This window comes from Vibrio sp. NFR (assembly GCF_027587095.1).
GTDB classification, from domain to species: domain Bacteria; phylum Pseudomonadota; class Gammaproteobacteria; order Enterobacterales; family Vibrionaceae; genus Vibrio; species Vibrio harveyi.
Genome location: NZ_JAPPTN010000004.1, coordinates 239,570 through 265,551 on the forward strand (window position 1 = coordinate 239,570; position 25,982 = coordinate 265,551).

Genomic DNA, 25,982 nt, shown 5'->3' on the forward strand with positions numbered 1-25,982 from the left:
AAGGATATATAACATGAAAGTACTTGTTACGGGTGGTATGGGCTACATTGGCAGCCACACTTGTATTCAAATGATCGAAGCTGGTATGACGCCAGTGATCCTTGATAACCTATACAACAGCAAACCTACGGTGCTTGAGCGCATTGAAAAGGTTTGTGGTGCAAGACCTGAGTTTATTGAAGCGGACATCCGCGACAAAGCCGCACTTGTTGAAGCAATGAGAGCGCACAACATTGAAGCTGTTATTCACTTCGCCGGTTTAAAAGCAGTGGGCGAGTCGGTAGAAAAACCGCTTGAGTACTACGATAACAACGTTAATGGTACGCTAGTGCTTGTTGATGCTATGCGTGAAGCAGGAGTTAAATCCATCGTATTTAGTTCTTCAGCGACAGTATATGGTGATCCTGCATCTGTGCCTATCACTGAAGACTTCCCAACTAGCGCAACTAACCCTTACGGCCGTAGTAAGTTAATGGTTGAAGAGTGTCTAACAGACTTCCAAAAAGCGAACCCAGATTGGAGTATTACGCTTCTCCGCTACTTCAACCCTGTTGGTTCTCATCCAACGGGTGAGCTAGGTGAAGATCCTCAAGGCATCCCAAACAACCTAATGCCTTTTGTCTCGCAAGTCGCAGTAGGTCGTCGTGAGTTTTTATCTGTGTTTGGTAGTGACTACCCAACAAAAGACGGTACTGGTGTGCGTGACTACATCCATGTAATGGACCTATCTGATGGTCATGTCGCCGCTCTTGAAAAAGTTGGCAATAAAGCTGGTCTGCATATTTACAACCTTGGTACCGGTAATGGTTATAGCGTTCTTGAAATGGTTAAAGCATTTGAAAACGCATCAGGCAAAGAAGTGCCGTTTAAGTTAGTTGATCGCCGCCCTGGTGATATCGCGGAATGTTGGGCTGACCCTTCAAAAGCTGCAAACGAACTTGGTTGGAAGGCTGAGCGCACGTTAGAAGAAATGACAGGTGATACTTGGCGTTGGCAGGCAAATAACCCTCAAGGTTACCCTGACGCTTAAAAAATCAAGTTTTACATATTAATAACAAAAAGGCGCACTTCTGCGCCTTTTTTGATCTAAATCGGAAAAATTCGTAAATTACTGGTTAAAAGGTAGCTTAGATAAATAGAACTGCTAAACTATGTCCGACTCTTAATTTAGGTCGTAAATTTTCTTAAGACTATCGGGGTAGTTCATGGAACTTGGTCTAATCATCGCTTTCATCGTGGCAGCAGCAATCATGGTGAAAAAAGAGATGGCAAAGCAGTAAGTTTTCATTTTTCATTCTTTTCTTAACATTTTTGAAATGAAAACGCGTAAAAAAGTCAGCATATTGCTGGCTTTTTTGTTTTTGTAGCGCAAGTTCTTCGTTTATGACTCATTTATCAATCATTTTCGCGATGTCGCTGCAGATAGTTAGCTTTGCTTGAAAGTGGAAAAACAAAAAAGCACCCAACTAAGCGGGTGCTTTACGAACAGTTTTATAAATTGATGTCGCTTAGAACTGGTAATCTACAGAAATTGCCCAGTTACGACCCGGTAAGCTATGGAAGTCTTTGTTGTCCGTACTTTCGAGACCGCGAACATCTTGGTATGTCCAGTATTTCTTATCAAATGCATTGAACAAGCCTGCTGTCAGCGTTAGGTCTTTGATAGGCATGTAATATGCGGTTAAGTCCATTACACCGTAACCTGCCGAATCAATTTGGTCATCACTAGACCAGTCGTCTTTCTTAGCTGCAAGCTTAAGAGACGCAAGACCACCAAAATGATGCTCGACGTTGTCGTAACCTAAACCAAGTACAGAAGACAAAGGAGCGACACTATCTAGTGCTTTACCTGTTGTTTTATCTTCACCATCTAGGTATGTCACAGATACTTTCGTGTACATACCTTTAGGGGCGTCAAAAGCTTCATCTAGCAAAAGTGTAGAACTAAATTCAACACCAGAAATATCGACTTCATCTCGGTTTACGATCGTGAATCGGTCTTTATTTGGATCGATTTTTGGTAGTTCTTCTGAGTCGATAAAGTCTTTGTACTGAGTGATAAAGCCTGTAAGTTCAAACTGCGCAAAGTTGTTTTGACCACGGAAGCCAATTTCGTAAGAAAGGCTTTTCTCGGCTTCTAAATCTGGGTTAGGAACGAATTCAGCACCAGTGTCGTATTCATAGTAAAGCTGCTCAACTGTCGGTGCCTTAAAGCCCTGACTGATTTGGGCAAAAGTACTTAGTTTGTCGTTAAGGTGGTAAACCGCGCCCAGTTTCCCAGTAAATGCGTCATTACTGTTCTTACCTCGTTCGGTAGTAAAGCCTGCGTCAGATGTTGGATCCGCTTCAAATGAATCGTAACGGATGCCCGCATTTAGTACTAGTGTATCGTTAAGTAAGAATGCATTGTCTTGAAGGAAAATACCCCATTCGGTGACGGTGGCATCAGGGATTGTCGTTGAGCCAGGTTTACTAGTCCCATTGTCGTGGTAAATATCCACATTCGTTAGACTAAAATCTGTCACCACAGAATTTAGACCGTAGGTCAGTTCGTGAATTGTATTTCCGGTTGTGATTACCTTGTCGAACTGAGCATCAAACTGAAGTGATTCGTCTTCAGCTTGACGTAGGCGAGTGCGATCCCCGTTATAGCCAATGTAACCTAAATGGTCAGTGACATTAGCGAAGTTAGAGTTTTCGCTCTCTGTGACCTGATAATTAAGGTCTACTTTCATTGAGTCGAAAGCTGCATTTGCTTTAGTGAGTTCGTAGTTTACGCCATAACGCGTACGTGTCATTTCATCACTAGCTTTTGCGTTAGCATAAGTAACGCCAGGTCTTGGACCAAAATTAAGTGTGTAGTTGCCACGACGATCGTTTTCATCGTAGTTGTAGTTATAGCGTTCGAAGACAAAGCCGAGTTTGTTGACATCGTTAATGTTGTAATAAGCTTTTGCCAAAATGTTATTTAGATCTTTGTCTGCTGGGTTCTCAAGACCACGTGCTGAACCATCAATGTCGGAACCATCACCGTAGGTTTCAAGCTCGCTGCCGGTAGAGTAAGTTCCCATCAATAGTGTTTCAAACTTGCCACGGCGCATTGCCCAAGTTAACGTGTTCTTGAATTGTTCGTCTGCAGAGAAGTAGCTCGATTTAATGCCAAAACGAGTCTCGTCACCGTCAGTTTTTAGAACGTCTGAAGGATCTTTTGTCTTAAGAACAACAACGCCACCCATTGCATCAGAGCCATATAGGGTAGAGGATGGACCCTTGTTAATCTCTATACTGGTCAGTGTGTCGAGTTCAATCGCGTTCGGATAAATTGCTTGAACCGCACCGCCACCTGGATTGAAAGGAGTAGCTTGCTGAACGCCATCAATCACAACTTTCACGCGGTCGCCTTCCATGCCGCGAATGTTAAAGCCCGAAATGCCAAAACGACCGGAAGTCGTTGCTTCCACGCCAGGGGTATATTGAACGGCATCATAAAGGTTCTTTGAAAGTGTGCGGTCAATATCTTTTGACGATACGGTCTCAACTGAAGCTGAAACATCATTAACGTTTTGTTCGGTACGAGTTGCAGAGACGACAACTTCATTGAAAGTTGAGCTTTCTTCTGCGTATGCGCCTTGTGATAGGGCAATGAGAATAGAGGCTGACAAAATTGATTTTTTATACATTGGCTTCAATACCTTAAATCCATAATAGGCAATAACAACGTGCGGTATCTTAGTTTATACAAATGGTAATTACTATCATTACTATTGTTATTTAGTGTTATTTTTGTCAATGGAAATTTGTGCTATGCGCAACCTAGTCTTTATTTATCAATCTGTTATATTGTTTAAAGTCATTTTCTAGTATAAATTTTTAAATACCACTACTGTGATTTAAATCACGCAAATAGGGAGCTATAGTGCAGAGCCCAATCACTTTAGAAGCACTTCATATCTTGGATGCTATTGATAGAAGAGGAAGTTTTGCTGCTGCTGCGAACGAATTAGATCGCGCGCCTTCTTCGCTTAGCTATCAAATTCAGAAACTGGAACAAGATCTCGATATCATCATTTTCGATCGTTCAGGTCACAAAGCACATTTCACAGAAGCCGGGAAGTTAATTCTTGAGCGTGGTAGGGCAATTCTGCAAGCTAGTGAGAAGCTTGTTAATGATGCAACGCTCCTGGCCAATGGTTGGGAACTTGATATTACGGTGGCTTTTGATGGAATTATTCCTATTTCAAATTTCTTCCCAATGGTAGATGCGCTATCTAACGTGAGTAGTACAAGGGTGAGGTTACAAGAAGAGATTCTTGCGGGAAGTTGGGAGTCGCTAAATACCGGAAGGGCAGACTTATTGATATGTCCGGCTCTCGATACACTTCCGCAAGATGTTAAGGCGGAAAAAATTGGTAAAATGAGTATGGTTTGGGTCGCCGCTTCTGATCATTATGTGCATAAGCGAAGTGGGGCGTTTGATGACAATGCCCGAGAAAAATATCGCGTTATTGCGATTGCTGATACGGCAAGAGAGCAGCCAGCGCTATCAATCAATGTAATGCAAAAACAGCCAAGACTCACAGTAACCAACTTCCCTGCCAAAGTTGAAGCACTAACTTCCGGGTTAGGTATTGGGACGCTACCAAGTCAAATCGCGGAACCTTTAATTGAGAGTGGCGTTCTTAAACGCATTGAAGGTACGGAAGAACAGCCAATTGATATTATTTTAGCGTGGCGCAGAAATACGATGGGCGAAGCCAAATCTTGGTGCGTACAATACCTTAAGAAAAATTGGCGTCTCAAATAAAAAAATCCCAGCATATGATGCTGGGATTTTTCGTTAAGAAGTGTGTTGATAACTAAAATTCGTACTTCGCTGTAATAGCCCAGTTACGGCCGGCTTGTGTTAGGTCTTTATTCTCAGTTTTCATTCCGCTTACATCATTCCAACGGTAGTATTCTTCGTCTGCCACATTAAATACTCCCGCTCGCAGGGTGAGATCTTTAATTGGCTTGTAGTATGCAGTTACGTCAACAACGGTTGCTGAAGAAATTGGTAGGATGTCATCACCATTGATATCACTGCTGTCTTTCGACGCAGTGTAGTTAACCGTTAGTGAAGAACCCCAGTTCTGTTCAGAGTCGTAGTTGAAGCCAGCAACTAGATTCCATGGGTTAACACTGTTTAATGGATCGTTGTTTCCGTCTTCACCTTCAGTATAGGCTGCAGCAACTCGAGAACTAAAGCCTTTTACTGGCATGAACTTATCCCAAGACAGTTGGTTGGAAAATTCAATACCTTTGATTGTTGCTTTACCAATGTTAACGTATTGGTAAACCGCAGGGTCGATACCTGGAATGAAGCTGCCTGAAACTTGTTGTCGCTCGATAAAGTTATCGTAGTCACTGTAGAATACCGCGACTTCACTGCTTGAAATATCGTTGTTGTGGCGCCAGCCAAACTCGTAAGAAATGCTTTCTTCTGCTTTCAAGTCTGGGTTTGGTTTGTTTATGTAACCGTGCATCGGGTTACCAAACGAGTAATACAGCTCTTGAAAATCAGGTGCGCGGAAACCTTGGCTTATCTGGGCAAACAAACGGTGTTGTTCGTTTAGTTTGTAGATCGTGCCTAAACGAGCAGTAAACGCGGAGTCAGAGAACTTTTTGTATTCGTTATCAGGGTTACCACTTGGGTTGTCGCTAGCGTTGCCAGGATCGGTTTCGAATGAGTCGTAACGAACACCAGGAGTGATGATGAAGTTGCCGACGGTAATCTCGTCTTGTAGGAAGACTCCGTAACGACGTTCACTTGCCGATGGGATGTAGAAGATCTCTTTATCCGTCCCAGCGCTATTGAACTCTTTGTTTATGTTCTTAATGTCTTTATCTAAGTAAGACGCACCATAAACAATGTAATGTTCAGTGTTACCAAGCGTTAGGTACTTATCTAACTGCATGTCGAACTGGAAGCCTTCATCGCTGTAGGTGTAATCTTTGCGTTGATTGTTCAAGCCTTTGACACGATGTGTTATGCCAGTTTCGTCTTTACTTAAGTAATCTAGTTGCCACGTTAATGTGTCAGCAATTGATGCTTGAGCATCCCAAATATGCTTAATACCGACTTGATATTGTTCAGTTGTATCTTCGCTTCGTCCATCCGTGTAGCCATCATATGATTGAATGCCATCACCTTCATTGCGAATGTAGTTACCGCTAAATTCAAGTCTATGTGCTTCGTTTAACTGATATTGTAATTTCACTAAAAGGTTATTGGCAGAGGTATCGGCATCCGCTAAATCACCAAAGTTATCAAGCTCGCTACCATCACGGCGAGTGTAAGCAACTAAAGACTCAAGGTCCCCAGTTTTGTTTGCAAGAGCTACCGATTCGCTGAATGTATTGTCTTCTGAAGAGTAGTTAAATTTCGCATGACCACCAAAATCACGACCCTTTAAGAAGTCCGAAGGGTCTTTCGTTTCGAAAGCTACAATGCCACCAATTGCGTCAGAACCATGCAAAGATGATGCTGCACCTTTTACGATTTCCACTGCTTTAACAAGATCGGTGTCAACTTCAACACGAGAAGAGTTAATAAAGTTATTGCCTGAATCGAACTGGTTACCTTGAGCAACACCATCAACTAGAACTTTAATTCGGTTGCCTTCGATACCACGAATGTTGATACTTTGAACACCTTGTCGAGCATTCGTCTCGACGGTAACTCCTGGCGTGTATTTAAATAGATCATCAAGACCGGTAATCATGCCATCTTCGATGTCTTGGTCTGTGACGACTGCAACTGACGCTGCAGTATCCTCGAGTTGGCTATTTGTACGTGTCGCAGTAACAACGACTTCTTTAAAAGTTGAGTGTTCTTCTGCTTGTGCACCGTGAGCTAGAGCTAATAAAATTGATGCTGACAGAATTGATTTTTTATACATTGGTTCTAACACCTTATATCCATGATAGGCAATAACAACGGGCGATATATTATTTCACGCAAATGATAATTACTATCATTATTGTTATCACTAAGGTGGTGGTTAGGTATGTAAGAGAAATGACCTTTTTGTATTTAGTACATAAAATTCAACAAGATAGCTTTTTACGACATAAGCTCGACGATAAGTTCTATAAAATTAGCAAATGAGATGTCGGTCACGTAAATTGCAGTTTGATGAAAAAGTAGGTATGCGCCAGTGTGATTTATTGGTGTTTACGTATTGTTGTAGTGTATGGGTTATGGCGGTAGTTATGCATGATTTGCGATTGGTTTATTATTTTATGAAATGTTTACTCAGGTTACCCAACAAAGTCTGAAGTTAGGAGAATAGGTAGGGCTGAAAACTTACAGCCCAAATCTTTGCTTTATCAGATATCATTTTCGCTTGAGTGGTAACACCATATCTGCAGTGCCATCTGCAAATTGTACGTCCAACTCAAATCCTAAACTTTGTGCGAGTGACAGCATGCCTCGATTGGTTGGCATTGTCATTCCGGAAATCTGCTTAGTGCCTTTTGCTTGGCAGTAACTAATGATTTTTTGCATCAGTACTTTGCCCAGACCTTTACCCTTTAAATCTGATCGGACCAAAATCGCAAACTCTGCATCACTATTATCCGGTGTTATCAGAGCACGAGATACACCAATAATGGAAGGTCCATTATCATCAAAGGCAACAGCAACAAATGCCATTTCACGGTCGTAATCAATTTGGGTTAAATTTGCGAGTGCCTCATGATTGAACTCCCCAACATCGGAGAAAAACCGATTGTAGAGATCTTCTTTAGATACGCTATTTATAAATTGAGCGTGAATTGGCTCATCCTCAGGAAGAATTGGGCGCAACAGAATAGGTTGCCCGTCACGTAATGTCACTGTCTCAACAAACTCTGCGGGGAAAGGACGAATAGCTAAGCGTTCCTGCGCATCTCCATGGTACTTTTTGAGTGTCACGTCTGCGTCGATTATGGTTAATTCACTACCTGATACCAATACTGGATGTATATCCAGGCTTTCTATTTCTGGTAGTTCAACCGCCATTTGAGATATGCGAACCAGAAACTTTGATAGTTCGGTCACATCAATCGCGTCTTTATGCTTTTGCAAGCGAACTTTCCCTGATTTCAACGCAATTACCACTAAATAACGAGCTAGGTTCATATTCAGTGGTGGCAATGCCGCAACCGCGTCTTGAGTGATGTTCCAATCTGAGCCTCCTTGTCCGAGCAAAATCACTGGACCGAATACTTTATCAACCGCGATACTAATTCTGAGCTCCTCAGCACTACCTAGTTTCGCCATTCCTTGGACCAACAACCCTTGTAGGTTCGCCGCTGGATAGCTCAACTTTGCGGTGTCGAGAATGGCTTGCGCGGCGCTAGATACCTCTTGGCTATTACGCAAATTGAGTGCAACACCATGTACATCAGACTTATGAGGAATATCGGGAGAGCGAAGCTTTACCGCGACCGGGTAGCCAATATTTTCCGCCATATGGACCGCTTCAGTAACTTCAGAAGCGATCCAAGTCGGAAGAATATTAAAGCCAAACTGTTCAAACAAAGGGCTGGTTTGATGCGTATCCAGCATTACTGTTTGTTTGTCCAGTAATTGTTCGTTTACCCATTCACGAGCTGAACTCACGCTACCGGAGTGTAAAGGTTCAGCGGTTGTTGGAGTTTCCATCAATTGTTTTTGATTTCGTCGGTATTCGACCAAATGCATGTAAGCAACGACAGCACTTTCAGGTGTTCTATAAGTTGGAATGCCCGCACGTGTAAAGGCTAGCCGAGCCTCTCTCGATGTCTGCTCACCAGACCAATTGGTTAATATATTGAAATGCTTATGTCGGGGATGAGCTTGAATTGCTTCAATCACAGCGTTCGCGGTTTCTAATGAATCCGACACCGCTGAAGGGCTATGCATTATTAAGATGGCATCAGCGCAGTCTCCGTTCATCAGCGCGTTTATGGTATCGACATAACGTTTCTTTGTTGCATCTCCTGCAAGATCAATAGGGTTAACACCACGCCAACTAACAGGCAATGCGGACTTTAGTTGTTCGACAGACTCTTCATTTAACGTTGCGAGCTTGCCGCCTCTTTCAAATAGAGTATCGACTGCCATGATTGCAGGACCTCCGCCATTGGTTACGATAGCTAGGCGTTCGCCTCGAAGCGGAACCGAATGTGTCAACGTTTCTACTGCCGCAAATAACTCGTGCGTATTACCCACACGCAGCATACCCGTTCTTCTTATCGCAGAATCGTAGATAACATCCAATGAATCAGTGTTGCCATCGCTAAATGGGCGAGCTTGTGATGACCTACCAGCTTTGAGAACCAAGATACGACGGTTTCGTGACGCTGCACGTGCTGCTGACATAAAGCGTCGAGCATCTTTAATTGAATCAACATAAAGAAGAATGGCTTCGGTCTTTGCATCCATGCTTAAATAATCAAGCAGTTCTGCAAAGTCGATGTCTTGCCCTTGACCTATTGAGATAAAAGAAGAAAAACCAATATTCTTGTCGTTTGCCCAATCAAGAACCGTGGTACACACTGCAGCGGATTGAGAGATGAACGCAATTTTACCCGGTTGCGCTGCCACGGGAGAAAAGGAGCAGTTGAAGTTATGCCAAGGAAGAATTATCCCGAGGCTATTTGGTCCTAAGACTCTTATGTTTAGATCAGAGAAATCGATACTTTCAACATCATCTGAAATGACGATGGCAAACTCCGTGCCGCGCTGATCCAATTCAACAAGTAGTTGTTTATTACGTGACACATTCGTACAAAGAATGGCGATATCTGGGGTATAGGGCAGGGAGGCGACGTTAGGGTATGCGATAACACCAGATACAGACTTATATTTCGGTGTCACGGGCATGATTGCACCACCGAAGCCGCTCTGAAGAAGATTCCGCATTACTATTTGCCCTGCGCGTAACTCTTTTTGAGAGGCGCCGATTACCGCAACAGAATTAGGTTTGAAGAGTTTTTGTAATTTATTCATTCTTTCTCCTTGGCCTCTTACGCCTAGAACGGTTGGTCACTCCTCATACAATCATAAACGAATAAGCATCTCTTTAAATATGGACAAAGCAGACATTGGCTCAAAAGTGAGCCAAGCGTACAGAGTTTGTGTCACTCATCACATGAAAATCACAGTTTATTGTGTTTGGTGCTTGATAAAATGACCTGCTATCGGCATGATTTATCGTAATATTTATTTAGAGCGTTTGTTACTCCATGAAAAAAATCGCAATCATCGGCTTATCAGTACTGCTTTCTGCTTGTGCTTCGGAAACTTACATCACAGATGTAACCTCAGAAAGCTACCGTGAGGACTACCAAACTCCTTCAGTTTCAAAACCTATTATGTCGTCTGAAAGCGCTGTAGTAGAGAAAGACGTAGAACCAACAGTTGTTAAAATGACTGCGAAGCCTGAAGAGAAAAAGGTAGTTAAGCTGACACCGAAAGAGCAGGTAAAACCAGTTAAGATCGTACCGCCAAGCAAGAAACAAGCGGGTATCCAGCGTTTTGGTTATACCATTCAAGTTGTCGCGGTTGGAAGCCAAGCTAAAGTGGATCAGTTCGCTCGCCAGCTTCCTCAAAATGGTCAGCCAATTTGGGAAAACTACAAAGTAGTGAACGGTACTAAGTGGTTCTCGGTACTTTACGGTGACTACGCAACAAGTGCAGAAGCAAAGCAGGCAATTTCTTCTCTGCCTGGTCATTTTCAACAGCTTAAGCCATTTGTGAAGAGTATCGATGCCATTAAGAACTCGGCATATCCTACGCTTAATAAGCTAAATTAATTTACGAAGAGAAGGGAGCGAAATGCTCCCTTCTTTTTTGGTCAAATCCTATTCGAACAGCATTCCTCACAGTAAAATAACTGTACGTTACTACTCAAAGGTTTATCATACTGAATAGTATCTTTTGGAGATCACGGAAAGATTGATTCATGATTAAAAATATCCTTTTACTATGCGGTGGCGGCTCTTCTGAGCACGAAATTTCACTGTTATCTGCTAATTTTGTTGAGCAGCAGCTAAACCTCATCGAAAACGTGAACGTTACGCGTGTAGAAATTAAAAATGAAGGTTGGGTGACTAACCAAGGTGAGTTGGTTTACTTAGATCTCAACACCAAAAAATTGTGTTCTGACAACTTAAGCTTAGAAGTCGATTTCATTGTCCCTTGTATCCATGGTTTTCCTGGCGAAACCGGTGATATCCAGTCTATGTTCGAAATCGCAGGCATTCCATATTTAGGTTGTGGACCAGAAGCAAGCAGTAACAGCTTCAACAAAATTACTTCGAAACTATGGTACGACGCGATTGGCATCCCAAATACACCTTACTTATTCTTGACTCGTAACGACGAGCAAGCTCATGCGCAAGCATTACAAGCGTTTGATAAATGGGGTAAAGTTTTTGTCAAAGCTGCACGACAAGGTTCATCTGTTGGCTGTTACAGCGTCACTGAAAAGAATGGTGTAATTCAAGCCGTTAACGATGCATTTGGCTACTCTGAGCAAGTTTTAGTTGAAAAGTCTGTGAAGCCGCGTGAGCTAGAAGTCGCAGCGTACGAAATGAATGGTCAACTGTTCATTACTAAGCCCGGAGAGGTCATTGCTCCAGATGGCGCGTTTTATTCTTATGATGAGAAGTACAGCAGCTCAAGTCACTCTTTGACAGAGGTTGAAGCAAAGAACTTAACAGCAGAACAAGTTAAAGCGATTCAAGTTGCTTCTGAAACCGTCTTTAAACAGATGAATCTGCGTCACTTATCTCGCATTGACTTCTTCTTAACAGAAGATGATGAGATTTATCTGAATGAAGTCAACACCTTCCCAGGTATGACTCCAATCTCTATGTTCCCTAAAATGCTGCAGAACAACGGTCACAAGTTCCACGAGTTTTTAGCAGATTGTATTAATACTGCAATCTAAATAACGTTACCGTCGTTTGTTTTGTGGTAGAAATAGGCATAACTGAGCGATATAACAACATTAATGTTTGATTATTGCTCAGTTGTAATTATGATTGTAAAAAAGCACTAAATAGATGGCTCAGTGGTATGGCAATTTCAAATTATAGAGGTTTTAACCTGCAATCAGGCGGACCTGATGGTAGCGTTTGGAAGGTAAAAATCAAAAACCACGTTTTACAAGGCAGTTTGACGGCGGTAAAAAAGAGCATAGATTGGTGGTGCGATACCGCGTCTATTATTGATCCAAAAGAGTTTGCAACTTTAGGTCAACGCGCACAAAGCACTAACAGTCCACAAACTGAAATATTTAACGGCTACACGATAAAGAACGACACTGGCGAGCCAAACGCTTGGTATTGTATGTTCAATGGCAAACTAATCAAAGGCGGCAAAGCTGCGATTCAACGCCATATCGAAGCGTATTTAGTTGCAAAACAGAAAGCGCTACAAGCTCAACAACAAAAGAAATAAGAATATGACACTCGTATATTCAACAGAAACTGGTCGAATCAAACCTGAAGAAGAGAAGATCGAACGTCCTAAAGGTGATGGTATTGTTCGCATTCAACGCCAAACTAAAGGTCGTAAAGGCAAAGGCGTTTGTATCGTTACTGGTTTAGATTTGGATGACGCACCATTAAAGCTACTGGCAGCTGAACTGAAAAAAGTTTGCGGCTGTGGTGGCTCAGTGAAAGATGGAAGCATTGAAATTCAAGGAGATGCGCGTGATAAGATTAAAGCGTACCTTGAAAAGAAAGGCATGACAGTCAAGTTAGCCGGCGGTTAATAGTAAAAAAGAAGCCCTTTGAGGGCTTCTTTTTTTAATTTCCAGGGATGCAATCTCAGTAGATAATCAATATTGAATACTGACTAGAACTCATACTTTTCTAAAAATCAAAGAGTGTGCTAATAGCAGAGCAAGCAATCGCAGATTGATAGATCCATATTAGCTATTTTATGGTAAATCGCGGTTATGTTTAATGACACTCATAAAAAGCCTCATATTTTAAAATCTGAGAGGGATAGGAGCCCAAACGAAGAAAGAATTTGCGTACGTTGATATTCTATTTAACATAACACATATAATGCGCACTAAAGGTGTTAGAGCAATTTAGTAATGTCCGGTTTTAGCCACTTTAAAATGTCCTCCTAAGATTAACAACATTGTTTGCTTTTGAGGCTTTAACCGATGTTGATTACTAAGGTTCTGTCTGACGTCCGTGAAAAGCTATTACGTCAAGTTGATGCTGCATATCCGGCGCACAAGTCTCGTGATCGTCCAAGTAACCGACGTTACTCTGAAGACTTTAAAGTGGTTTATCTCATTGAACCAACTGAAGAAAATACTCACTTAGTTCACGAGCATGTCAAAGTCTTACACTATCCCAACGGAGACATTGCGATTGTGTATGGTCACAGAAAGTTGGAATTCAAAATTTTCGATAAACTTGAGCATATTCAACAAGCCCAAATTGTCGACAACAAACGATTAGGTCAAGTACTAAAAGGACATTTTAAAATGGGTTTGACAGTAAGTGTAAGGTTATTAAAAAGCTTCTGAATTAAACCTTTTAAGTTCCCCGTTAGATAACATCTCAAAATCAAGTTAATAAATTAAATTTTGGGCGGTCTTGCCGGAGTCGCTATTCCAGTGAGATGATTGAAAACGACGAGATTCTTATCTCGTAAAAAAGCCCCGAGCGGCAACTCAGGGCTTTCATTTTTCACAATAAGGAAACCTTATGGATCCGGATACGCTCCAAGGTGTTGCAGCTATTATTGGTTCACTAGCAACACTAATCCTTGCGCTTAAGAGCAAGCGCTAAACCTCCAAACCTTTGAGGTGATCACACTCACTTCAGAGGTTGTGGACCAAAAAAGTCCAAATTCAAATCAAGTGTAAGTAAGCTTACATATCAAGTCAACAACACTTAACATTGAAGCCTCGTGTGAACGTACCAAAGATGTTCCGCTTCTTCACTCTCAGACGTTTCGCTTATTCGAGCTGCGGCGAACGGTATCACTCAACATAAACACCGGATATAAGAGTGTTAAAGTGACTACCTTGCTGTGTATAGAGTTTCTAAATAGTCCATCTAACTTCAAACCTTGGCTCTCTAAAAGTGCACTATATGGCTTGCCAAGACTACTCTTGTATTTATAACCGTTAGTTGACTCAAACTCTGATTCGAAAGTGAATCGCAAATGAACAGGAAGCCTGTCGAGGTAGTTCAACCTGCCAAATGTATTGGCTCCCTGCCCGTTGTTGGAATCCTCTTTGACACTGAGCGAAAAGACTAAGCAACCAATTGAAGCTGACTCCCTACCCATCTAACGCACTGTTAACAAAGGTACGTTTAGGATTACTGCTCCTTACTATTCCTTACATACATCAATAAGCCTCTCCTATATATTCTTTCGCAGCTCTAAATAAAACAATATAAATAAGACAAGACAGGTAGGAGAACCATCGTATGGTTATTTTCACAGCGGATTCGCTAGCATTGATGCTGGATTTATTAAAACAGGCAGATTTCAAAACGAACCATTTTTATTTTAACAATGGTCATCAGCAAGATCAGGTTGTTGGGTTAGACATCCAATATGAGGACTTTGAATGCAATGGCTCTTTTCAACGCTTAGAGACTCGTTATCGCTTAAAGCTAACCAATGGTGAACGAGTTGAATTTTGGTTCAACCGTGGTCAAATGAAGATCAACACGATTAAAGCATCACAACCAATGACTGACATTGGTACCCCAACTCAAATTTCGCAATACAACTTCTAACTTTCTCTCTGCTTCATGCAAAAAAGCCGAACCCCATCGCCAAGGGTTCGGCTTTTTAATAGGCTTCTCACTGATCATTGGTACGTAAAACTTAACTTTCTTGAAGCCTGTCTAGGTCAATAGACATGACAAAGGTAGCGAGTCGATTGCCAGTATGTAAATCATCATTAGTGTAGGTCTGAAGCTCGTCGCAAGGTTTAAGCTTTTGGCTTAATGTTTGTACATGATGCTTAGACGGGTAATACATTCCTTTCTCGAAATAATCTAACTCAAACTTCTTAGTCTCGTTTCTTCTCTTCCTGGTTCTTTTTTCACTGCTCCGTGTGACCATCTAGAGATGGTAGTAGCCTACTACGGCTATTTGAACGAGAGCGTGAATCTACACTTGGCTCTGTTCCAGCCTTTCGTTGTGACGCGGTAACTACTTAGTAAAACGCTTACCCCTCCATAGACACGCATAGATGTAACTTGAAGATCATTTACATTGATTCTACTGCTTTAGATTTTATTTCTTCATACCCCTAATCCGATTGTTTTTTGATGTCGCCTTATTTTAAGGCGGAAATTTGTGTCTCGATCAAATTTTGTTCGCAAGTGCTTACTGTTCTTTTATAGCCCGGTATCCAAAAGCTAAGTTCTGAAAATTTGTTGTGACGCTGTCTCTTTTAGATTTTTACAGCATAAATCACTACCCAAATTATTTACAAATAATTGGTCTGTAATTAAATTACATAATGGTTGTTTGGTATTGTTCGTTGTGGAGATTTGTTCTTTCGTAACTCATTGAAATATAGCCTGTTTGCTTTGTTTTTATGTGATTGCTATACATTCACCCCAACCTAAGTGTGCGATGGTTAATGTAAGTTAGTAAAATTTTACTAACTCATTACTTTAGTGGTAACAGTTGTTTTGCGCCTGTTTTTAGTGACGTGGTAACGTCGAATTTTAATTGATTGGCGGGACTATTGCTGCGGGAGGATTTGATTTTCGATAGATACAAAAAAGCAGGGTCATTGCCCTGCTCTTTGGAATTTTCTTAGCTTTGTTGCTTTGCTGCGTATTCGGCTCGAATCTGCTCTGCAACAATCTTGATTGCTTCTGCTGTGCTCGTCCCTTTCGTCATCAATTCTTGGATGCGCTCAACAGCTTGTTGTTGTTCTTCGTGGGACAGAGGTGGTAAATCGTCAAACATAAAAAAAGCTCCTCATTGTGAGGAGCTGACTATAACGATTCGCTTAGTAGGTCGCAAGGAAATTAATTGAAGCCCCCATTGCGTCTTCGTTAGTGTACTGTGCGGCGATATCTACTTCGATTAGATTTAACGGTGACAGTCCGATACCTGCAGTAATTGTGCCTTCGTCATCTGAACGCGCTAGGTTTTTCATGTAACCGCCACGCAGAGCTAGTTGACGCAGTACATCGATTTCGAAACCGGCACGAATCATTTGAGTGTTGTCATCGAACGTAGAAAACTTTTTCTCTTCATTCAAATCGTAGTCAACGCTGAAGCTAAAGTAGTCCGCTACGTAGCCTGCACCCACAGTGTAAAGCGGACGCATGCTGTACTCATATGAATTGATGTTGTAATTATTTCCGCCCTGAGTGAACGTAAACGCTTTTGTTTTTACATCACGACCAATCAAGTTTTTAGCTGAAATACCTAATCGGTAAGGACCGAAGAACCACAATGCACCGGCATCTAGGTTAAACATGGTTTCTGCGGTTTCATTTTCGCGAAGATCTTTGGTATCGAAAGAAGCAAAACTTGTAGCGTATGAGTAAGTGTATATACGCTGCAGTTTTGGAGTGATACCAAAGGACAAGTGTTGATTCATGAAGTTAGCGTATTTCGCTAAAGAGATCCCCGCCTCTGCTACACCGATTGAAACGCCTCGAACATAGTTTTTGTCGATGTCCGTAACGTCATTAACTTCCGGTTGAACAAAGGATTCTGTGTAGAGCTTTCCGTAAGCGGTCGCAGATAGGAATTTGTTAGGGATACCAACAGCAACAACACCACCGATATCGAAATCCATTTTTTGACCGTTGATGCCATTCAGACCTTTTGCGATCTCTGCTGGATCTGTAAGTTTGCCGATTCTTTCGATTTCATCAATCAGACCGTTTTGGTCGTTATAATTGATACCAAAACTTGGCACGATCATGCCTGCATCATCGTTACGACGATAGATTGCGGTCAGTGCTGGGTTAAAGAATGGCGCGGTTAGGTAAGAGGCAGATACAGTGCCCACTCCACCCATCGCATCACTGCGTGCTTCAATTGCGTAAGTTGCTGCAGAAGCAGCGCCGGAGAACAGCGCTGCAGTCATGGTGGTGGCTAAAATTTTGAATTGTGTCTTCATACTACACTTGTGTTTTCGTTCTTCCTGAACTTATATCGGCACAAATGTAATTTCTTTAGCTATTCTTCGAGAGAAACATCATAGGTTCGGCTAATAGTTTGAGCTTGCTCAACAATAATGTCACCTTGCCAACGACGACTGTTGATACTTACAGCTAAAACATAGCGATCGTTTGGTATTCCCTCTAACTCTAATGAGTTTGGATAGTTCGACTCATACGTTTTTTTCCACACTTGTTCATACTGGCCTTCAACGTAATCGTAAAGTCCGACTTCAAGTTGTGGTAGAGGACAATGTGGGTTGCGTAGCGCGCTCTTTTCTACTTTCCAATTTTCTTTGGAGGTCCAACGAACATATTGTGAAGAATTTGAATCACCTAATATGACCCAAGTTCTGTAAGTGCGTTTGTCTTTTGTCGTCACAGATAGGTGGTATAAGCCAGCGTCTAGTTTACCCGTAAGGTTATAGCGCTTGAGGAAGTTACGTTCGTTGGCTAATTCCGTCCCTTGTTGGGGCTCTTCGTAGTTAAAAGAACTATCCGCCGAGATTGAGCTATCAACCCAACGACGAAAAGAAATGTCATCGATGTCGGTTGTTGCACGTAGCTTAACGACTAAGCGATAGGTATCACGCCCGGGGCTTTGTATGGTTTGACGGATAACGTTAATCCCGCTTATCCACTCCGGTAGAGTCACTCCCGTTAAAGATTTTCCACAGTCTTTTGATAGTGATTGAGCAAGCAAGTCATTAAGGTGTGGTCTTAGTTCTTTATTAGGTTCACTTTGCCAAAGTTCGACAAGAGAGTTGAACATGCCACCGAGGTCATCTTCTAAAAGATGTTGGTGTGCTTGTGTCAGCGGTGTGTTGGATTGAAACCAGTCCGTTGCATGGACTGGCTTCACTAACAGTAATGATAGAACTACAGGAAGTAGTGTTTTCATTCTTGTTCTTACGCTTTCATCTTGTAACCAACACCGCGAAGCGTTTCGATTTCAAGACCTGGTAACTTCTGGCGAAGCTGTAGTACGTGTGTGTCTACAGTACGTGTGGTTGGGAAATGGTTGTAACCCCATACATGGTCAAGTAGCTCATCACGAGTAAAGACACGACCTAGGTTTGATGCTAAGAACAATAGCAAGTCAAACTCGGTACGAGTCAAAGTGATCATCTCCCCTTTGAAAACGACTTCGCGTGTTGCACGGTCGATTTCTAGGTCTTTAGTCATGACTTTATCGGCATTACCTTGTTCTGCTGAATCTGGTGCACGCAACTGTGCACGAATGCGTGCAAATAGCTCCGCTTCAGCAAAAGGTTTTGTTAAGTAATCGTTCGCGCCAGAGTCAAGACCCGCAACTTTATCTTTAACTGTCACCAGTGCAGTCAGCAGAATAACTGGGACATCTTTAATTTTTTTCCATTCAGGAAGTGATTGTACCGAATCACCATCAGGCAGTTGGCGATCGAGAATGACTAAGTCAGCCTTTTTCCATTGTGGCTCAACGTCTGAAATACGCTCCACATGTAAACACTCATATCCTGCTTGTTCCAGGCTTACTAACAGGCCGTCAGCCAAGTTTTTATCGTCCTCAACGAGAAGCAGTGTCTGTTTCACAAGGTATCTCCAATATAAAGGTTGTAGGTGGTCCCATTAGGGACATTTTTCCGCCCATGCGGCCTACCATTGATTCAACTATTGTTAATCCAAGCCCTAGTCCGCTCTTACTAACAAACGGTTTTCTTAGGTTTGCCCAATCTTTTGCAGTCAAGCTGCCGGCATCTATGACTTGGATAATGATTTTTTCTGCACTGGTTTCAACACGAAGTTCTACCGGTGCTTCGCCATACTTCAATGCGTTACGCAGCAAGTTATCGATACAGGTCCCGAGCCAATACACGTTAACTTTAGCAGCTACATCTTCATTAATTTTGAAAAGTACAGCGTTATCAAATTCTTCTTCAATCTTATATTCTAGCCATTCTGCAACGGATGGAACCCAGTCTGTTGCAAGCATTTGGTTATCAGATTGCAAATAATCTTTACTTGCTTCTGCTAACTGGCGTAATCGGCGCGTATCTTCACACAATCGACGGAATTCATCGTAGACACTTTCCGGAAGGTGTTCAAACTCTCGACGAAACCCTTCTACAGTTAGCGACAATGATGCGATCGGCGTTCTCAGTTCGTGCGTTAAAATTTGCAGAACCAACATACGGCTGCGCATTTCTTCACGCTTGCTATTCCAACGATATACCGCCCAACCGATCACCAACAAAATGTTGGCGATGACGAGGATGATCATACTGATCCGCAACACTTGCGAGTGATCTTCCACATCCCAACAAATGTTGCCACGTTTTACGAAGCAGCTTCGGCTTTCTGATGCTAAACCGTAAGACAGACCGGCGTTTGCAACGTTCTCCTGCCATACGTTTTTAGCGAATACAAAATAATGGTCGCCACGGCGAAGCCACAGTTCTTTGCCTTCAATGAACATACTTGCGCCAGCGATGAGTGCATTAATTGCATCGTCATCCATGTTTTGCAGGCTAGAAAGCAGTTCATCCCCTTCATCATTACTTCTCTCTTTGATATGCATGTACTGAGCAAGTTTGTTACGTAGCTCAGGATACTTTTCCGCATAACGCGCTGCGTATGTACCACCACCTGGGTGGATCAGACCGCTTCGAGAAAACCAACGTGGTGTAAGCTGCGTCCCTTTACATATGGCACGCGTAAACACCAAAGGTTCAGTAATTAAAGGGCTTAACGGTAATTTTCCGCGACATGTGTTCGCCAAACGGTACAACTGCTGGATGTCTTTCAGCGGGTAATCTGCGGTTTGTGGCAGCATTGAATCCGGAGAAAGCAACTTAGTTGGGTAGTTAGATTGCAGTATGCGTATATCATACGATTTAAGAGCCACTTCATAATTAAATAGCTCTGTAAATGTATCTATTCGTTCTGGTAATGAATCTGCAAATGCGGGTGCCGAAAAAAGTGGCAGCATTAGAGCAGAACGGAGCAAAAACTGTTTAATCAAACTGTTACCGTTACTTGTTATATTAGCCAGAACTATACATCAATAAACAAGCAAATGACATTAGACGGCTTAAGGATTTGCAGTACTATAACATTGAAAGAGCACAAAAAAAGGCCAGCGAATGCTGACCTTGATTAGTTTTAAAGCAACTTATTTTAAAGTGCTTTGAAAATCGCCTCGACACTTTCTTTCGCATCACCGAATAGCATTGAGGTGTTTTCTTTAAAGAACAATGGGTTCTGAACACCTGCATAGCCAGTATTCATTGAACGCTTGAATACGACTACGTTTTGCGCGTTCCAAACTTCCAATACAGGCATACCTGCAATTGGGCTATTTGGATCTTCTAGTGCTGCTGGGTTAACTGTATCGTTCGCGCCGATAACAAGAACCGTATCTGTTTCTGGGAAGTCATCGTTGATCTCGTCCATTTCTAGCACGATATCGTAAGGAACTTTAGCTTCCGCTAGCAGTACGTTCATGTGGCCAGGTAGGCGACCCGCTACTGGGTGAATACCAAAGCGAACTTCGATTCCTTGAGCGCGTAGCGTTTCAGTAATCTCGTGAACAGGGTATTGCGCTTGAGCTACTGCCATACCGTATCCCGGAGTGATGATCACTGATTTTGAGTTCTTCAGCATTTCTGCAACTTCTTCAGCAGACGTTTCACGATGCTCGCCCTGCTCTTCATCACTGGAAATCACAACTTCTTGACCAAAGCCGCCTGCAATTACACTCACGAATGAGCGGTTCATTGCTTTACACATGATGTAAGACAGGATGGCGCCTGAAGAACCAACCAGTGCACCAGTCACGATCAGAAGATCGTTTGCTAGCATGAAACCAGCCGCTGCTGCTGCCCAACCTGAGTATGAGTTCAGCATTGAAACGACTACTGGCATATCTGCACCACCAATCGATGCAACCAAATGGTAGCCGAATGCAAACGCTATCAGCGTCATGATGATCAATGCGAACATGCTGCCGTCGGCTTTTACGAAGTAAATCATAAGAAGCGTAGAAACGACGATCGCCGCAAGGTTCATTTTGTGCTTGTGAGGCAAGTTAAGTGGCGATGATGAGATGATGCCACGCAGTTTACCAAACGCTACGATAGAACCAGTAAAGGTCACTGCACCGATGAATACACCAAGGAATACTTCAACAAGGTGAATCACATGTTCAGCGTGCATACCAGCGAGGTCAGTTGAAACTGGTGCTGGTGGCTCTAAGTAGCTGTTAAAGCCAACAAGTACTGCTGCCATACCTACAAAGCTGTGTAGAATCGCAACCAGTTCTGGCATTTCAGTCATTTCTACTTTCTTCGCGTAGTGGATACCGATACCACCACCGATCACCATTGCAATAATGATCCACGCAAAACCTTCCGCATTTGGGCTGAAGATCGTTGCGATAAGCGCGATCGCCATACCCGCAATACCGTAGTAGTTACCGTTTCTTGCCGATTCTTGTTTAGAAAGTCCCGCGAGACTCAAGATGAAAAATAGCGCAGCAATGATGTATGCCGCTTGTACTAATCCTGCAGACATTGGTTACTCCTATTATTTATCTTTGCGGAACATTTCAAGCATACGTTTGGTCACGGTAAAGCCACCAAAGATGTTAATGCTTGCAATGAGAACAGCAATGAATGATAGGAAGGTAACAACGCCATTACCCTGACCGATTTGTAGCAGTGCACCTACTACGATAATGCCCGAAATCGCGTTCGTTACAGACATTAGAGGAGTATGCAGAGCATGTGTTACGTTCCACACTACGTAGTAACCTACCACACACGCCAACACAAACACGGTGAAGTGAGACAGGAAAGCTGCTGGAGCGACAGACGCTACCCACGCAAACGCACCAACGCCTACTGCCAGTGCACCAAACTTCTTAACCGGAGACGTTGGTTCTTCAACTTTAGGTTGTGGCTTAACAGGTTCTTGTGGTTTAGCTTGTGGCTGCGCAGACACCTGAATCGGTGGTGCAGGCCAAGTAACCTCGCCTTCTTTCACTACAGTGACACCGCGAAGAACAACATCTTCAAAATCAATGTTGATGTTGCCATCTTTCTCTTTGCATAGCAGCTTTAGAAGGTTTACAAGGTTGGTCGCGTATAGCTGAGAAGATTGCGTTGGCAGTCGACCTACCATATCGGTGTAACCAACGATTTTCACGCCGTTAGCCGTTGTGATGACTTGATCTTTTACAGTGTATTCACAGTTACCGCCGTTTGCTGCTGCAAGGTCAACGATAACGCTACCGGCTTTCATACTATCCACCATCTCTTTGGTGATTAGCGTCGGAGCCGGTCTACCCGGAATTAGTGCGGTGGTGATGATGATATCAACGTCTTTAGCTTGCTCTGCGTACAGCTCAGCCGCTTTTTTGTTGAACTCATCTGACATTTCTTTCGCGTAGCCGTCGCCTGAGCCCGAGTCTTCTTTGAAGTCTACAGTCAGGAACTCTGCACCCATCGATTCAACTTGCTCTTTTACTTCAGGACGAACATCAAAAGAGCGAACGATAGCACCAAGACTACCAGCAGCGCCGATCGCCGCAAGACCCGCAACACCGGCACCTGCAACCAACACTTTCGCTGGTGGAACTTTACCTGCTGCCGTAATTTGACCAGTAAAGAATCGACCAAACTCATGTGCAGCTTCAACCACGGCACGATAGCCGGCAATATTAGCCATAGAAGAAAGTGCGTCTAATGCTTGCGCACGAGAGATACGAGGAACGGCGTCCATTGCCAGAACGTTAATGTTCTTGCTAGAAAGTTGTTCCATTAACTCTGCATTTTGAGCAGGCCAGATGAAGCTTACTAGTGTTGCGCCATCTTGTAGTAATGCGATTTCGTCGATGCCTTTCTCTTCATCCACGAGCGGCGCATTGACTTTAAGGATTAAGCCTGATGTCCATACTTCTTCACTAGATACAATTTTCGCCCCTGCGGCTTCATAAGCTGCATCGTCGAAACTGGCTAGCACCCCCGCTTGAGATTCGATAGCGACATCGAACCCCAACTTAATTAACTGCTCAACCGACTTTGGTGATGCAGCTACTCGCGATTCACCTGCGAGTATTTCTCTAGGTACACCGATTTGCAAAACGCATACTCCTTGTATACATATCAATAATTAGTCCCAAAACAGAGCGTAGCTCTACTCTAATTCTTTTTTATTTCTATCTGTTTACGACGCAAGATAAATGCAAACGAATGATGGTGTTTGGGGTCACCCACTTGCATAGTCACATCTTGACTAACAGCCCTGTTATTATTCTGTTTTTATCTAACGTCAATCGTGACTTCAAGTGTTTTGTAATAAAAATACTAAATTTCATTACATATAACGCCACGGAATGAATAATTCTCCACTTCGCGCTGAAAAATAACAACGATTAGCATGACTAAGCAGAGGTCTAACCAGACACACTCTAACTGCTTATTTAACAGATATTTAAGCCTAAAAAAGAAAGAGAGCCATCAGCATATACACTAATGGCTCTCTTTAAGATGATTCGTATCAAGTTGCAGTGAATTCTTAATCGAAGATCTTTTCACCCATTTGGTCAATAAACATCTGCGATTTTTTGAGCATCAGTTCATTGGCGTCTTGCTCTGAACCCAATAAATCAGAACGGATAAAACGATGTGACTTCACTTCGCCATCAAAGTCTTTTTCGATACGTCCAGCAATACGGTACTGACCGCCTTCTGAAACGCTTTCTTGATAGATTAGGTACCCTTTGTACTCAACTGGTTCAACCGTTTTTACTTCAGCAGCTTTTTCACTGCCACCGAACAAGCGTGAAAAGAATCCCACGGTTCCTCCTTGGGGATGCCCACTATCTGTACCTTCTCTTAGATACTAATGAACATCGATTATTTTATGTTGACGTTGAGGATCGGTTTTTCGAACCAATCCAGTTCTTTGTCTTCATCATAACTGGTATGGGACAAAATTACAGGCACATCATTGTTACGATTTTTGCGTCTGTCTTCTAGGATCATTGCCGCTGCATTTTGGACTGCGATATCAACACTTTGCTTAAACTGAGCCAGCTTTCGCTCAGGGAGTGCAGAAAGAAAATCGATGTCGTGTCGAATATAAACCGGTTTTAACTGTATGAGCGCGAGGCAGGCAATATCGGCGAGCTGCTCATTGTCAAACTCATCGATATACTGCTCTGAAGCAAGCACCTGTCCTACCAAAGTTTCCATGTAATTGTGTACGTCTGAACTGATCTGCATCGATTTTCTCCTTTGTTCAACACTTTGAAAGTATAGCACCCACAAGTTACATGCAACTTGTTGATTGCTCTTAATTTAATCAACCTCTCTCTTTTTGTAAGCATTGACTGTAAAATGCTTGGAAATTTCCTAAATACACGTATTCTTGTTAGTTTTGAAAGCATGTGAATTTATACTGTTCACACACGGTATTAATTGAATGCTTAATGTAACTCATTAGATATATTCAACTATTTGAAGGTAATTTGTAGTAGATGGCTTCATCTTTAATGACCTCCCCAGGCTTTAGGTTTCTATTCCCAATTTTGTTATTGGGTATGGTCAGCGTGGGTATGGATAGCATTATTCAGATGACTCAGTCGAACTGGGGAATCGCTGCAAACTTGCCGTATATTTTGCTCGGCTGTGCACTACTAATGTGTTACTCGTTCAAGCAAGGTCGCGAGTCCATGGTGTGTATCGCTATGCTCCTCGCTTATTTTGTGATTCAGCACCGCTTACAGGTACCACTTCAAACTGGCACAGCTCTTTTAGAGCTTACCATCCTCGCAAGTTTGCTTCCTGTGTCTTTCTTAGCTGTTTTTCTCTTCAATAAAGAAGGCTTCGATTCACGAGCAACCCTAACGTACATGTTGATGTTGATCCTGTTTGTGTTTTGGTCTTACGTAACATTGACGTATTACGTCGAAGGCGGCTTTGAACAGTGGACTAATGGTATCTTGTTTATCGTACCGAGTATCTCCAAGCTTCCTTTGGTCTTGGTGCTTTACTGCATTGGCATTGTTTGTTTTCTTGGAATCCTGGTGCTTAAGAAGAACAAGATCATCCATGCAATGACCTATTCTGCAATGGTTCTGGCATCAGCAACGTTTATTTTCTTCGATGTTCAATACATATCTAGCACCATGTTCACGCTAACTGGATTGTTGATCATCATCTACTCAACATCAGCAAGTCATCAACTGGCATTTACTGACAGCCTGACGCTCATCCCAAGCCGCCGCGCATTAGATTTAGACTTAAAACATATGGGGCGAAAGTTCACCATTGCGATGCTCGATGTGGATCATTTTAAGAAATTCAATGACACCTATGGGCATGATACTGGTGATGATGTATTGAAGATGGTGGCTTCTCGCCTAATGAAAACCCAGGGCGGCGCCAAGGTATACCGCTTTGGTGGAGAAGAGTTCACGATCGTTTTCAAAGGCAAGTACACCGAAGATTGCGAAACGCATGTGGAAGAAGTTCGCGAACTGATTGCACAATATGAAATGATTCTACGCGATCAAGACAACCGTCCTGAAGATAACAAACAAGGTCGTAAAAAACGTGGTAATGCCGTTCCGAAGAAGAAAACCGTGTCAGTAACGGCAAGTTTTGGTGTGGCAGACAGCCGCAGTGCTCGCAATCCTGCTGATGTTATTAAGTTAGCGGATGACGCCTTGTACAAGGCGAAAAAAGCAGGCAGAAACTGCGTTAGGTTCTGCCACGCTTAATCCGTATTACATCAATGTACGGACA

The 25,982-nt window shown here is 42.6% G+C and carries 21 protein-coding genes; 9 read left to right on the top strand and 12 right to left on the bottom strand.

Annotation, left to right across the window (positions count from 1 at the left end; translation table 11 throughout):
* Positions 1 to 13 precede the first annotated feature (13 nt).
* On the top strand, positions 14 to 1,030 hold the full coding sequence (gene galE / locus OH463_RS09810) for a UDP-glucose 4-epimerase GalE (RefSeq protein ID WP_049537356.1): 1,017 nt from the start codon (positions 14 to 16) through the stop codon (positions 1,028 to 1,030).
* 478 nt (positions 1,031 to 1,508) lie between these two features.
* Here the strand turns inward: galE and OH463_RS09815 are convergent, their stop codons facing one another.
* Positions 1,509 to 3,680, bottom strand: a complete 2,172-nt coding sequence (locus tag OH463_RS09815) for a TonB-dependent hemoglobin/transferrin/lactoferrin family receptor (protein ID WP_269991163.1) — start codon at positions 3,678 to 3,680, stop codon at positions 1,509 to 1,511.
* A gap of 236 nt (positions 3,681 to 3,916) precedes the next feature.
* Here OH463_RS09815 and OH463_RS09820 point away from each other — a divergent pair, with 236 nt between their 5' ends.
* A complete protein-coding gene (locus OH463_RS09820; protein ID WP_005451789.1) occupies positions 3,917 to 4,804 on the top strand; it encodes a LysR family transcriptional regulator in 888 nt (295 codons plus the stop codon).
* A gap of 52 nt (positions 4,805 to 4,856) precedes the next feature.
* Here the strand turns inward: OH463_RS09820 and OH463_RS09825 are convergent, their stop codons facing one another.
* Together OH463_RS09825 and OH463_RS09830 are read right to left on the bottom strand one after the other, a co-directional pair.
* On the bottom strand, positions 4,857 to 6,938 hold the full coding sequence (locus OH463_RS09825; protein ID WP_269991165.1) for a TonB-dependent hemoglobin/transferrin/lactoferrin family receptor: 2,082 nt from the start codon (positions 6,936 to 6,938) through the stop codon (positions 4,857 to 4,859).
* A 437-nt stretch (positions 6,939 to 7,375) separates the two neighbouring features.
* Entirely contained in the window at positions 7,376 to 10,015 is a 2,640-nt protein-coding gene (locus OH463_RS09830; protein WP_269991167.1) for a bifunctional acetate--CoA ligase family protein/GNAT family N-acetyltransferase, read from the bottom strand.
* Positions 10,016 to 10,251: 236 nt separating this feature from the next.
* Between OH463_RS09830 and OH463_RS09835 the strand changes: the two genes are divergently transcribed.
* The 6 genes from OH463_RS09835 to OH463_RS09860 all read left to right on the top strand — a co-directional run bounded on the left by OH463_RS09835 (position 10,252) and on the right by OH463_RS09860 (position 14,790).
* Positions 10,252 to 10,821: an SPOR domain-containing protein gene (locus tag OH463_RS09835; protein ID WP_005451792.1), complete on the top strand. Its 570-nt coding sequence runs from the start codon at positions 10,252 to 10,254 to the stop codon at positions 10,819 to 10,821.
* 149 nt (positions 10,822 to 10,970) lie between these two features.
* Positions 10,971 to 11,960, top strand: a complete 990-nt coding sequence (locus OH463_RS09840) for a D-alanine--D-alanine ligase (protein WP_050936108.1) — start codon at positions 10,971 to 10,973, stop codon at positions 11,958 to 11,960.
* A gap of 128 nt (positions 11,961 to 12,088) precedes the next feature.
* Positions 12,089 to 12,472, top strand: coding sequence for a DUF3319 domain-containing protein (locus tag OH463_RS09845; RefSeq protein ID WP_005451794.1), 384 nt, complete (start codon positions 12,089 to 12,091; stop codon positions 12,470 to 12,472).
* Between the two features lie 4 nt (positions 12,473 to 12,476).
* On the top strand, positions 12,477 to 12,788 hold the full coding sequence (gene yciH, locus OH463_RS09850) for a stress response translation initiation inhibitor YciH (RefSeq protein WP_017189053.1): 312 nt from the start codon (positions 12,477 to 12,479) through the stop codon (positions 12,786 to 12,788).
* Between the two features lie 402 nt (positions 12,789 to 13,190).
* Complete coding sequence (locus OH463_RS09855; protein WP_269991170.1) at positions 13,191 to 13,562, top strand: hypothetical protein; 372 nt, start codon at positions 13,191 to 13,193, stop codon at positions 13,560 to 13,562.
* Between the two features lie 913 nt (positions 13,563 to 14,475).
* Positions 14,476 to 14,790, top strand: coding sequence for a hypothetical protein (locus OH463_RS09860; RefSeq protein WP_005451803.1), 315 nt, complete (start codon positions 14,476 to 14,478; stop codon positions 14,788 to 14,790).
* Positions 14,791 to 15,826: 1,036 nt separating this feature from the next.
* On the opposite strand, the gene OH463_RS09865 is transcribed toward OH463_RS09860, so the two are convergent.
* The 9 genes from OH463_RS09865 to OH463_RS09905 all read right to left on the bottom strand — a co-directional run bounded on the left by OH463_RS09865 (position 15,827) and on the right by OH463_RS09905 (position 24,458).
* On the bottom strand, positions 15,827 to 15,982 hold the full coding sequence (locus OH463_RS09865; protein WP_005446846.1) for a YoaH family protein: 156 nt from the start codon (positions 15,980 to 15,982) through the stop codon (positions 15,827 to 15,829).
* A 43-nt stretch (positions 15,983 to 16,025) separates the two neighbouring features.
* Complete coding sequence (locus OH463_RS09870; RefSeq protein ID WP_005446848.1) at positions 16,026 to 17,153, bottom strand: conjugal transfer protein TraF; 1,128 nt, start codon at positions 17,151 to 17,153, stop codon at positions 16,026 to 16,028.
* A 59-nt stretch (positions 17,154 to 17,212) separates the two neighbouring features.
* Positions 17,213 to 18,094 (bottom strand): DUF2861 family protein, encoded by an 882-nt coding sequence (locus tag OH463_RS09875; RefSeq protein ID WP_005446850.1) that lies wholly within the window; start codon positions 18,092 to 18,094, stop codon positions 17,213 to 17,215.
* A gap of 8 nt (positions 18,095 to 18,102) precedes the next feature.
* A complete protein-coding gene (vxrB, locus tag OH463_RS09880) occupies positions 18,103 to 18,765 on the bottom strand; it encodes a response regulator transcription factor VxrB (protein WP_005446851.1) in 663 nt (220 codons plus the stop codon).
* Positions 18,740 to 20,161 (bottom strand): sensor histidine kinase VxrA, encoded by a 1,422-nt coding sequence (vxrA, locus tag OH463_RS09885; RefSeq protein ID WP_301182665.1) that lies wholly within the window; start codon positions 20,159 to 20,161, stop codon positions 18,740 to 18,742. Before vxrA ends, vxrB begins: the two co-directional genes overlap by 26 nt.
* Positions 20,162 to 20,349: 188 nt before the next feature.
* Positions 20,350 to 21,744 carry a Re/Si-specific NAD(P)(+) transhydrogenase subunit beta gene (gene pntB / locus OH463_RS09890; protein ID WP_005446861.1) on the bottom strand — a complete coding sequence of 465 codons (1,395 nt, stop codon included), beginning with the start codon at positions 21,742 to 21,744 and terminating at the stop codon, positions 20,350 to 20,352.
* Positions 21,745 to 21,756: 12 nt separating this feature from the next.
* Positions 21,757 to 23,313 carry a Re/Si-specific NAD(P)(+) transhydrogenase subunit alpha gene (locus tag OH463_RS09895; RefSeq protein ID WP_009696668.1) on the bottom strand — a complete coding sequence of 519 codons (1,557 nt, stop codon included), beginning with the start codon at positions 23,311 to 23,313 and terminating at the stop codon, positions 21,757 to 21,759.
* Positions 23,314 to 23,748: 435 nt separating this feature from the next.
* Entirely contained in the window at positions 23,749 to 24,030 is a 282-nt protein-coding gene (locus OH463_RS09900) for an HlyU family transcriptional regulator (RefSeq protein ID WP_269991172.1), read from the bottom strand.
* Between the two features lie 59 nt (positions 24,031 to 24,089).
* Positions 24,090 to 24,458 (bottom strand): late competence development ComFB family protein, encoded by a 369-nt coding sequence (locus OH463_RS09905; protein WP_005446871.1) that lies wholly within the window; start codon positions 24,456 to 24,458, stop codon positions 24,090 to 24,092.
* A gap of 254 nt (positions 24,459 to 24,712) precedes the next feature.
* Between OH463_RS09905 and OH463_RS09910 the strand changes: the two genes are divergently transcribed.
* Positions 24,713 to 25,957, top strand: coding sequence for a GGDEF domain-containing protein (locus tag OH463_RS09910; protein WP_005446873.1), 1,245 nt, complete (start codon positions 24,713 to 24,715; stop codon positions 25,955 to 25,957).
* Positions 25,958 to 25,982: the final 25 nt, after the last annotated feature.

Coding starts and splice junctions, on each gene's coding strand:
- galE (WP_049537356.1), top strand. CDS start 14: ATGAAAGTACTTGTTACGGGTGGTATGGGCTACATTGGCAGCCACACT.
- OH463_RS09815 (WP_269991163.1), bottom strand. CDS start 3,680: ATGTATAAAAAATCAATTTTGTCAGCCTCTATTCTCATTGCCCTATCA.
- OH463_RS09825 (WP_269991165.1), bottom strand. CDS start 6,938: ATGTATAAAAAATCAATTCTGTCAGCATCAATTTTATTAGCTCTAGCT.
- OH463_RS09830 (WP_269991167.1), bottom strand. CDS start 10,015: ATGAATAAATTACAAAAACTCTTCAAACCTAATTCTGTTGCGGTAATC.
- OH463_RS09835 (WP_005451792.1), top strand. CDS start 10,252: ATGAAAAAAATCGCAATCATCGGCTTATCAGTACTGCTTTCTGCTTGT.
- OH463_RS09840 (WP_050936108.1), top strand. CDS start 10,971: ATGATTAAAAATATCCTTTTACTATGCGGTGGCGGCTCTTCTGAGCAC.
- OH463_RS09845 (WP_005451794.1), top strand. CDS start 12,089: ATGGCAATTTCAAATTATAGAGGTTTTAACCTGCAATCAGGCGGACCT.
- yciH (WP_017189053.1), top strand. CDS start 12,477: ATGACACTCGTATATTCAACAGAAACTGGTCGAATCAAACCTGAAGAA.
- OH463_RS09855 (WP_269991170.1), top strand. CDS start 13,191: ATGTTGATTACTAAGGTTCTGTCTGACGTCCGTGAAAAGCTATTACGT.
- OH463_RS09860 (WP_005451803.1), top strand. CDS start 14,476: ATGGTTATTTTCACAGCGGATTCGCTAGCATTGATGCTGGATTTATTA.
- OH463_RS09865 (WP_005446846.1), bottom strand. CDS start 15,982: ATGTTTGACGATTTACCACCTCTGTCCCACGAAGAACAACAACAAGCT.
- OH463_RS09870 (WP_005446848.1), bottom strand. CDS start 17,153: ATGAAGACACAATTCAAAATTTTAGCCACCACCATGACTGCAGCGCTG.
- OH463_RS09875 (WP_005446850.1), bottom strand. CDS start 18,094: ATGAAAACACTACTTCCTGTAGTTCTATCATTACTGTTAGTGAAGCCA.
- vxrA (WP_301182665.1), bottom strand. CDS start 20,161: ATGCTGCCACTTTTTTCGGCACCCGCATTTGCAGATTCATTACCAGAA.
- pntB (WP_005446861.1), bottom strand. CDS start 21,744: ATGTCTGCAGGATTAGTACAAGCGGCATACATCATTGCTGCGCTATTT.
- OH463_RS09905 (WP_005446871.1), bottom strand. CDS start 24,458: ATGCAGATCAGTTCAGACGTACACAATTACATGGAAACTTTGGTAGGA.
- OH463_RS09910 (WP_005446873.1), top strand. CDS start 24,713: ATGGCTTCATCTTTAATGACCTCCCCAGGCTTTAGGTTTCTATTCCCA.